Annotated in this window: 11 protein-coding genes; 4 read left to right on the forward strand and 7 right to left on the reverse strand. The window is 57.4% G+C overall.

Going from position 1 to position 9,091, the window contains the following annotated elements; genetic code table 11:
• From gspK to gspE, 7 genes are all read right to left on the reverse strand, one after another.
• Positions 1–672: type II secretion system minor pseudopilin GspK (gspK, locus tag VJ956_RS03030; RefSeq protein ID WP_324081505.1), on the reverse strand; the 672-nt coding region annotated here is incomplete at its 3' end.
• Complete coding sequence (gspJ, locus tag VJ956_RS03035) at positions 665–1,387, reverse strand: type II secretion system minor pseudopilin GspJ (protein ID WP_324081507.1); 723 nt, start codon at positions 1,385–1,387, stop codon at positions 665–667. The genes gspJ and gspK, both read right to left, overlap by 8 nt.
• A complete protein-coding gene (gspI, locus tag VJ956_RS03040) occupies positions 1,387–1,761 on the reverse strand; it encodes a type II secretion system minor pseudopilin GspI (RefSeq protein ID WP_324081509.1) in 375 nt (124 codons plus the stop codon). The genes gspJ and gspI overlap by 1 nt, the downstream gene beginning before the upstream one ends.
• Positions 1,758–2,345 carry a type II secretion system minor pseudopilin GspH gene (gspH, locus tag VJ956_RS03045; RefSeq protein ID WP_324081511.1) on the reverse strand — a complete coding sequence of 196 codons (588 nt, stop codon included), beginning with the start codon at positions 2,343–2,345 and terminating at the stop codon, positions 1,758–1,760. Before gspH ends, gspI begins: the two co-directional genes overlap by 4 nt.
• The gene (gspG, locus tag VJ956_RS03050) at positions 2,346–2,819 is read right to left on the reverse strand and encodes a type II secretion system major pseudopilin GspG (RefSeq protein WP_324081513.1); all 474 of its coding nucleotides are present in this window, start codon (positions 2,817–2,819) and stop codon (positions 2,346–2,348) included.
• A gap of 62 nt (positions 2,820–2,881) precedes the next feature.
• Positions 2,882–4,093, reverse strand: coding sequence for a type II secretion system inner membrane protein GspF (gene gspF, locus VJ956_RS03055; RefSeq protein WP_324081515.1), 1,212 nt, complete (start codon positions 4,091–4,093; stop codon positions 2,882–2,884).
• A gap of 4 nt (positions 4,094–4,097) precedes the next feature.
• Complete coding sequence (gene gspE / locus VJ956_RS03060; RefSeq protein ID WP_414674371.1) at positions 4,098–5,549, reverse strand: type II secretion system ATPase GspE; 1,452 nt, start codon at positions 5,547–5,549, stop codon at positions 4,098–4,100.
• A gap of 333 nt (positions 5,550–5,882) precedes the next feature.
• On the opposite strand from gspE, the gene VJ956_RS03065 reads away from it, so the two are divergent.
• The 4 genes from VJ956_RS03065 (at position 5,883) to VJ956_RS03080 (ending at position 8,852) form a co-directional block, all read left to right on the forward strand.
• Positions 5,883–6,545 carry a type II secretion system protein N gene (locus VJ956_RS03065; protein ID WP_324081519.1) on the forward strand — a complete coding sequence of 221 codons (663 nt, stop codon included), beginning with the start codon at positions 5,883–5,885 and terminating at the stop codon, positions 6,543–6,545.
• 14 nt (positions 6,546–6,559) lie between these two features.
• Complete coding sequence (locus VJ956_RS03070) at positions 6,560–7,432, forward strand: cytochrome c oxidase assembly protein (protein ID WP_324081520.1); 873 nt, start codon at positions 6,560–6,562, stop codon at positions 7,430–7,432.
• Entirely contained in the window at positions 7,429–8,034 is a 606-nt protein-coding gene (locus tag VJ956_RS03075) for an SCO family protein (protein ID WP_324081522.1), read from the forward strand. Before VJ956_RS03070 ends, VJ956_RS03075 begins: the two co-directional genes overlap by 4 nt.
• A 131-nt stretch (positions 8,035–8,165) precedes the next feature.
• A complete protein-coding gene (locus VJ956_RS03080) occupies positions 8,166–8,852 on the forward strand; it encodes a helix-turn-helix domain-containing protein (RefSeq protein ID WP_324081523.1) in 687 nt (228 codons plus the stop codon).
• Positions 8,853–9,091 lie beyond the last annotated feature (239 nt).

A 9,091-nucleotide genomic window follows, 5' to 3' on the forward strand; every position in this document is an offset into this window, starting at 1 on the left:
AGCAGTCACATGAGGCAACAAGGCACGATAGGCTTCCTCCGTCATGCCCTCAATCAACCTGAGCTCGGAAACGCTGGTAAAAAACTGATTGGCCGCGCGGTAGGCCGGTTCAGCCACCAGATACTGACCATCCTCGGCGCCATAGGCGCTGATCGTCTCGTCGTTGGTGTCGATCCAGTCAATAAGGGCATCGACCCTGAAACTGGTGATTTCAAGCAGTTCCAGCAAAGCCGTCAGGCGATCCCGGGTCACAGGATCCACCGCCTCGCCAGCGCGCACTAGATCATTCAGGTTGATCCGCCCCCCCAGGCCATCGATCTGGACTTCGGCCACGGCAATGACCCGGACATCGCCACCTTCGCTACTCTCAACCGGGAGCACCGCGGAATTGGACGCCCAGATCTCGTCGAGGCTGTCAACCATGGCATTATTTTCCTCGTCGTCCTCGTAATCACGAAGCAGAATGCGCCTGGCAAAAGCTTCCGCGCCCAGGGCGATGCTGTATCCCTGCTGCTGGGCCAGATAATGACCGGCTTTAAAAATCCTCAGCTCCTGCCGCGGCGCCATGCCCGCCGCGATGAGAGTCACCAGTGCCATCGCCAACAGCACCATCAGCAATGCCACGCCGGACTGGTGTTGTAAAGCTGAACCGGGCCCTGTCTGATCAGCCACCAACCCCACCTCCGGCTGGCTCGCCATCGGATTCCTCGTCTCCGGCATCCTCCTCCGCCGATCCGGTATTAACCTCATTCTGGGCAACATCGCTGGCGAAATCCGGCAGCACGAAGGTGCGGGTCAGGTTACCAAAACGTTGGTGTTCGATAATTACCTCGAGTCCTTTTGGCAATGCCACCTCGGGCTTTTCTCCGGGCATCTGGTCGGCCAGGCTGTTATCGTCCGGCCAGGTATCCTGCCAGTTGTTCTGCTCATTGAGAAAACGGACACGGAAATCAGTCACGTTCGCCAGCATCAGTGCATCGCGGCTGTCGTCCTCCTGCGCCTGATCTACCGACACCCAGTACCGTCGCCGGATGGAATCACCGGTATATTCCCAGCCAACCCGTTGCAGATTACTGCGGCGGATACCCAGCGGGTTGCGCCAGCCCTGACGTGTCAGCAACAGGACCAGATCGTCTTCACGGCTGGTCAGCGCAGGATCGAAGTCCCCGTATATATCCCGGGCCGGCCGGTTGACGGCCTGGGTGATGTCACGCTCCAGAAACAGCATGGTGCGTTGCAGGGCCTCAAACTGAACCGCCAGTTCGTCAACCCGGTCCCGGGACTGGATGATACCGGACAATACCTGCCATACCCCAAGCCCCACCACCGCAGTGATACCGATAGCAATGAGGACTTCAAGCAGGGTAAAGCCGCGTGAATCAGGCATCAGTCAGCTCCGATAAACGCGGATAATGAGTGGAGTTGTGGTGGTTCGCTGCCATCTCCGCGAAATTTGCCCACAGCAACTTCAATCCTGCGGATCGCCGGATCCTGGGTATTGATCACCGAGGTGCGGACCTGCCAGCGAAACGGACCATACTCGATGTCATCGGTGGTGACCGAAACCGGCGGCAGGCTTTCCTGCAGGCGAAGCTCATTAATACGGTTATCGGCAACCCAGCCGGCGAAGGTCTTATCCCGCACTCGCTCGTAAGTGGAAATATACTGGCTGCTCATCTGGGCAGCCACGGTGGCGATAATACTGAACACCAGCAGGGCCACCAGAACTTCAATCAGGGTGAACCCTCTGGCGGTCTTCATTCGCCTTCCACCCCGGCTTTGCCCGGGTGTTGCCATTGTATGGGCGAGACCCCGTCAGAGCTGATGCTGTGTACATAATCATCCTGTGCCAGGCCGGAAGAACCAAGGCTGAATTCCAGTTCAAACGGTGTGGTTTCGCCGCTTGAAAACAGCACAACATCCGGCACCCGTCTATCGTCGTCACTGTCACTGTCACTGTCACTGTCACTGTCGCTATCGCGGGCAAGGCGGGGCATATCGTTTTCAAGATACTTTGTCACCACCAGCCATTGCGGCAGTGCCCTGCTCCGGAACATCCGTTCCGGGGAAGGCTGCCAGCTGTCGGTCTGCTGGTCGTAAACCAGAAACCGGTACTGATCCTCTGCCATCACCAGGCCAAACTCGGTGTTATTCAACACCGCCTGCTCCGACAGGGTCTGCATCAGCAGGAAAAACTGCTCTGCCTCGTTGTCGAGGTCACGCCGTTTGGAATTACCGCCGAGCGTAAAGGTGGCCAGGGCAACCAGCATACTGACCACCACCAGCACCACCAGAATTTCAATCAGAGTGAAACCGCTGGCGCGGGGCCGGGGGCACAGACCCATTTATTCCCGGACCTGCCAGACACTGATGTCGGCCGCATCGCCTTCGCCGCCTTCCTGCCCGTCAGAACCATAGGAATAAAGATCGTAGGGGCCCTCTGTTCCCGGGCTGACGTACTGGTATTCCGAGCCCCAGGGATCGACCGGCACGGATTTCATGTAACCGTCCGGATTCCAGTTTCGCGGCTCCGGGCTCCCGCTGGGCTTGGAGACCAGCGCTTCCAGTCCCTGCTGGGTTGAGGGATAGTGGCTGTTATCGAGGCGATAAAGATCCAGAGCATTGGCGATACTGCGCATCTGGGCCTCGGCCGCTGTCACCCGCGCTTCATCACCACGGCCGATGATGTTCGGTGCGACAATCGCGATCAGCAGGCCGAGAATGACCAGAACCACCATGATCTCGATCAGGGTGAAGCCACGTTGTGATTTTGATTGAGGTTGTGATCTTAACTCTCTGGGTGAAATGTAATTTTCCATGGATCTGCCTGTCATTTTAACTGCCTCTTACACCGGAATAGTGATCGCCCTGTCCGTTCGGGTCAGGCGATCAGATTGCTCATATTCAATATCGGTAACATGATGCCCAGAACAATAATCAACACAACGCCACCCATAAACAGCAGCATCAGCGGCTCGAACAGGCCGACCATGGTAGCAATTTTTGCCTGAAGATCTTTCTCCTGCATGCTCGCCGTTCGCTCCAGCATACTATCCAGTTCACCGCTGGTCTCACCGCTGGCAATCATATGCAGCATCATCGGTGGAAAATAGCCGGTCTGGTCCAGAGCGCGGTGCAGGGAACCGCCCTCACTGACCTTACGGGCCGCGTCCTTGAGGACCAGTCGCAGATGGTCGTTGGCCAGCACCTCCGCTGCGATTCTCATGGCGTCTACCAGTGGTACACCGCTGGTGGTCAGGATGCTGAGGGTGCTGGCGTACTGCGCTGTGCTGACCCCCCTGACCATGTTGGCGAACATCGGTACATTCAAAAGGCTCTGATGAAAGCGCATGCGAAAGGCCGGACGTTTCAGTGCGACCCGGAAGCCAACAATCCCGGCCACGATGATTAGCAGCACATAAATGCCGTAGCCCGCTATAAAGTCGGACACGGTCAGCAGCGCACTGGTCAACGCCGGCAGGTCCTGCCCCTGATTGACAAAAACCGAGATGATATCGGGCACCACGTAGGTCAGCAAGAACACGACAATGGCAATTGCCACCACACTCAGAATGATCGGATAAATCGCGGCCAGCTGTATTTTCTGACGGGATTCCTGGCGCGCCTGGGTGTAATCGGCGAGGCGGTTGAGAACCAGGTCGAGATGACCGGCATGCTCGCCCGCCGCAACCGTGGAGCGGAAAAGCCGCGGAAACGCCCGCGGAAACTCGCCCAGGCTGTCGGCGAGGCTATAGCCCTCCATCACCTTGGCACGAATGGCGATAAGCATGCTGCGGATCCGCGGGTTGCCAGCCTGCTTTGATGTGGCCGATAACGCCTGTTCAATGGGAATACCGGACTGGATCAGGGTGGCAAGCTGGCGGGTAATCAGGGCCAGGTCGGCGACACTGATCGAGCCACGGCTGACCAGCGGGCTGCCCGGTTTCTGTCTTTCGGTGGCATGCACCACTTCCAGCGGTGTCATGCCCCTCTCCCTGAGAAGCTGGCGCACCGCTCTTGGCGCATCCGCCTCCATCACGCCTTTTTTCTGTTTGCCACGGCTGTCGAGCGCCTTGTAATCAAATGCTGGCATCTGGTTAACGGCTCCGGTGGGTTACGCGCAGAACTTCTTCCACCGTGGTGACCCCGTCGATGATTTTCTGCACACCATCGGCATGAATGCTCGGGCCGTGGCGGCGGGCTTCATGCTCGAGATCAAGCTCACCGGCACGCTTGTGAATCAGGGCGCTGATTTCCTCGTTAACCTCGACCACCTCGTAGATACCGATACGCCCTTTATAACCAAGATCATTACAGGCTTCGCAACCTCTGGCGCGATAGAGCGTCGGGGGATCTGACGGGTCCTGCTGAATGAATTCGCAATGCTCCTCCGTTGGCGTGTAGGTCTCGCGGCACTCCGTGCAAAGTACCCTGACCAGGCGCTGGGCCACAAGGCCCACCAGGCTTGACGAAATCAGAAAAGGCTCGATGCCCATATCCATCAGGCGGGTGATGGCACCTACGGCAGTATTGGTGTGCAGGGTTGAAAACACCAGGTGACCGGTCAGACTGGCCTGAACTGCAATTTCAGCGGTTTCTATATCGCGGATTTCACCAATCATGACCACGTCCGGGTCCTGCCGCAATATCGCCCTCAGCCCCCTCGCAAACGTCATATCCACTTTGTTGTTTACCTGGGTCTGGCCGATACCGGGCAGGTTGTATTCAATCGGATCTTCCACGGTCAGGATGTTGCGGCTGCGGTCGTTGATTTCCTGAAGCGCGGCATACAGCGAGGTGGACTTCCCCGACCCTGTGGGGCCGGTTACCAGCAGGATCCCGTACGGGCGCTGAATCAGCCGGCGGAGTACTTTCAGGTCTCCCGGTGCCATACCCAGGGACTCCAGACGGATAGCGCCGGCCTGCTTGTCGAGCAGCCGCAGCACTACCCGCTCTCCGCTGGAAGACGGCATGGTGGAAACCCGCAGATCAATTTCGCGCCCGCCAACTCTCAGGGCAATACGCCCGTCCTGGGGAACCCTTTTTTCGGCGATATCCAGCTTTGCCATGACCTTGATACGGGAAACCAGCAATGGCGCCAGTGCCCGCTTTGGCTGAACCACTTCCCGCAACACACCATCAACCCGGAAGCGGACTACCAGCCGGGTTTCGTAGGTTTCGATATGGACATCCGAAGCATTGGTCTTGACCGCCTCGGTCAGGATGGCATTAATCAGGCGGATAATCGGCGCATCATCTTCCTGCTCAAGCAGATCCTCCGTTTCCGGCACCGAATCGGCCAGCGAGGCCAGGTCCATATCATCGCCGATGCCCTCGACCATCTGCATGGCTTCGGCGGAGTCGTTCTGATAGGCCGCGTTCAGGGCCGAATCGAAGCGGGAGGGATCAATGGTCGCGAATCGTGCGTGGCCGCCGCTGATACGGTTGGCTTCGGCAAGCGCCGAATGTCCGGCACCGGGTTTTACCAGGATGACCGCCTCGCCGTCGTCGTCACGGGTCAGAATGACGCCGTTGCGCTTAGCAAACATGAACGGAAGCCGACCCAGAGGAGCATCTTGCGACTTTATGTCGGTGTCTGTATCCACAATCGCCGGAATCCTTATAATTCAGTAGACACAGAAGGCTACCACAGGAATTGGAACCACTGAATATCCCGGTACACTATACTGCTTTTGACGCCTTACAGTCTGATAACCTTTGGCAACTCTAACGCCTGCATCTGTACCTTCAGGACATAGTGTCCAGTCTGGCTGCTTCGCTGACCCACTGTGAGGCGTTGGGGCTTCTGGCCAAGGCGCCTGTCCGAAGGTATGGTGGTTCGATATCAAGGGCAGGCAACACCGGCCAGACGGGACACTAGAATGCTTTCGATCAGTTCCAGGTTACCCTTTATTCTGGCTATCGCCGCCGGACTGGGTATGATATCCGCCACAGCCTGGCAGGCCCATGGCTTCTGGCAGTCACAAACCGTGACTGAAACCGGCGACAGTCGCTCCGTCACGCGGAGTAACGAACAGGCCGATCGCCAGGTGCCTGACTTTGCCCTTGCCTCAGTCCAGATGTTTGGCAATGAAGAGCAGGCCGTGGCGCCGGAAACCGATATTGACGATTTGCCCGAAACCAACCTCAAGCTGGTTCTCCGGGGCGTGATGTCCGCCTCAGGCGATTTTCCGGGTAGCGCTCTGGTGGAGGACAACAAAGGTCAGACCGAAGCCTTTATTGTCGGTGACGAACTCCCGGGCAACGCAACTCTCAGGACAGTGAGGCCTGACCGCATCATCATTGAGCGGGCCGGAGTGCGTGAGAGTCTTTTTTTTCCGGATGATGAGGACCGGACCGGGATGAACCTTGCTGCCAATACTTCAAGTCCTCGCCGCGATGGCTCGCAGACCGGCAATGCCCAGCAGCAGGCCCGGCCGGCGAGGTTCCCGGGACCTGCAACCGATCAGGGCAGTGACGAGCGACGGGAAGAAATCCGGCAGCGGCTTGAACAGTTACGTAACCGCCTCAGAAACAATAACTGAAGGGTGCACTCCAGATGTCAGTTGCAGATTACCTGCTCCCTTATGATTTTTCGCCGTTGACCATTCTGGCCTATATCCTGGTATTGGGTCTGTACAGTTACGCTTTGCTGGCAATGCCTGCCGCCGACCGGCCGGGAAGTGGCAGGATTTTCACCTTCACCCTGGGCGTCCTGCTGTGCTATGCGGTAATGCAGACCAGGTTTGATTACTACTCGCAGTACATGTTCTTCGTCCATCGCGGGCAGCATTTGATTCTCCATCATCTGGGCCCTATTCTGATCGCCTTGTCCAATCCACTGCCGGTGATGCAGTTTCTGTATCGTCAGATGCCAAAGCCGGTGCTGCCGTATCTTGCCCCGCTGGGCTGGGCTTACCGCGTTCTGCAGCAGCCTGCGATTGCCTCGCTGCTGTTTTTCGGCCTGATCTATTTCTGGCTCTGGCCATCGATTCATTTCGACGCCATGCTCAGCCGCGATCTTTACTGGGTGATGAACTGGAGCATGCTCCTGGACGGCCTGCTGTTCTGGTGGCTGATCTTTGATCCACGGTCGCCGGCGACGACCAACGCCCTCGGATACGGCAAACGGATACTCTGTCTGGCGGTCGTCGCCATTCCCCAGATGATTCTGGGCGCCTACATCGTGTTCGCCAGGGGCATGGTATATGACGTTTACGAGGTCTGTGGCCGGGCCTGGCCCATGCCGCCGGACATGGACCAGCTGATAGGCGGGATGTTGACCTGGATTCCGCCGGCAATGATGAGCATCCTCGGGATCCTGATCATTCTTCGTCGTGCCATGCGCGCCGATACCGGCCCTGCGCCCCGTTCAGCCCCGCATTCAAAGCCCGGTCCGGGACCAGAGACACAACAAGAGGCCACCCAGTGATATCCACAATTTCCACGTCCGGAATCCGCCTGTTTGCCGCCCTGATGCTGGCACTTCTGGCCGGTTGTTCCGGCGATCAGCAGAACTGGAACGCGAAAAGCATCAGCGGTCTGATGCCGGAACTGAGCTATGAACTGACCGATACCTCAGGCAAAACCGTCACCGCCGAAGACACGGACGGAAATATCCGCCTGATGTTCTTCGGCTTTACCTCCTGTCCTGATATCTGCCCGACCACGCTCCAGAAACTCGCCAGGGTCGTGAAGAATCTTCCCGAGCCGACTCGGCAGGACGTCAAGATCATTTTTGTCAGCGTTGATCCTGAACGCGACACCCCCGAACGCATCAAGAGTTACGTTGAGTTTTTCAGCGATAGCATTATTGGTCTGACCGGGAGCGAGAAAAATCTCAGGGAACTGAGCAAACGCTACCGCACGACTTTCGGGTATGAGGCGCCCAATGAAGACGGCAACTACGACGTTTCCCACAGTAGCGCGGTCTATGTTTTTGATCGCGATGGTGAGGCTCGCCTGCTGGTTCGCCCGGGCCAGAGCACAGAGGCACTGATCGCTGATCTCAAGGCCCTTGCGAGCCAGGGATGACTCTGGCCAGTTCGCTTGACATGATTCAAAACGAACCGGATTGCATGGGCTCCCGGAACTCGGACGCTCGCTTGCACCAGCCATAATCTCACCTATTATAAAACCATTCCTAAAAAACCGAGGCGAGCGCTGTGTTGATACACGCCTATCTCCACAGAACAGTATCAGGCAAAAACCATTCTGATCTTGAGAACGCCTTTGCAACCTTTGCGTTGCGCAAGGGGCAAAGGATCCACGCTTACTACCGCGATCGGGAAATTCCGCCAGCCCGTTCCAGTCTGTTCCGGCTGCTGCGGGACAAGGGTGTTGCAATTGCACCCCGTGGCGGGCCTGAATCCCGAACGGCCCCCGAACCCGGTGATGAACTTTTCCGGCTGCTGGGTCAGGCCCGGCCCAATGACGTATTGCTGATCGAGAGCGCAGGTATTTTGAGTGGCCTTTCCGACAACCGATGGAAGGATTTCCGCCACAGAATCAGGCAGCGCAAAATCCGCATTGTTGCGCTGGACGTGGAGTCATCCTGGGTCATGGTCTCCAGTGAAAGTGCAATGGCGCCCATGGCCGAGAGACTGACCGGCATGATGCTGGACATGGTTGACGCTCTTGCCCTCAGGGCAAGCCGGGAAACGCGTAAACGACACCTTGAGGGCATTGCCAGGGCCAAGGCGCAGGGAAAATACAGAGGACGCCCGGTGGACCGGAAAAAACACCGGCAGATTCTTGCCATGCTCAATGAAGGTTACAGCTGGTCAGAAGTCTGCGCCGAGACCGGGGCATCACGATCAACCATTGCGCGCGCCGTCAAATCAAAGGACTGAGAAGCCAATGGGCAGGCATCCGGATCTCGCCGGGACCGGCCCGGTCAGCCACAGCAAAGCATAAAAAAAACGCTTTTTAAATCAGCAGATTTCTGATGCTAGCCCAAATGGACTAAAGAGTGCAGGAATCAAGTCCGATTATTCGTTTTTTGCGGCATTTTTGGGCCCCCTCGCCCGCTGAATTCCTTGTATCCTTTTTCTATTCACGCATTCTGAATGGTGGCTGTTGTCACCGATGT

This window comes from Marinobacter sp., assembly GCF_035268745.1.
Taxonomy (GTDB): Bacteria; Pseudomonadota; Gammaproteobacteria; order Pseudomonadales; family Oleiphilaceae; genus Marinobacter.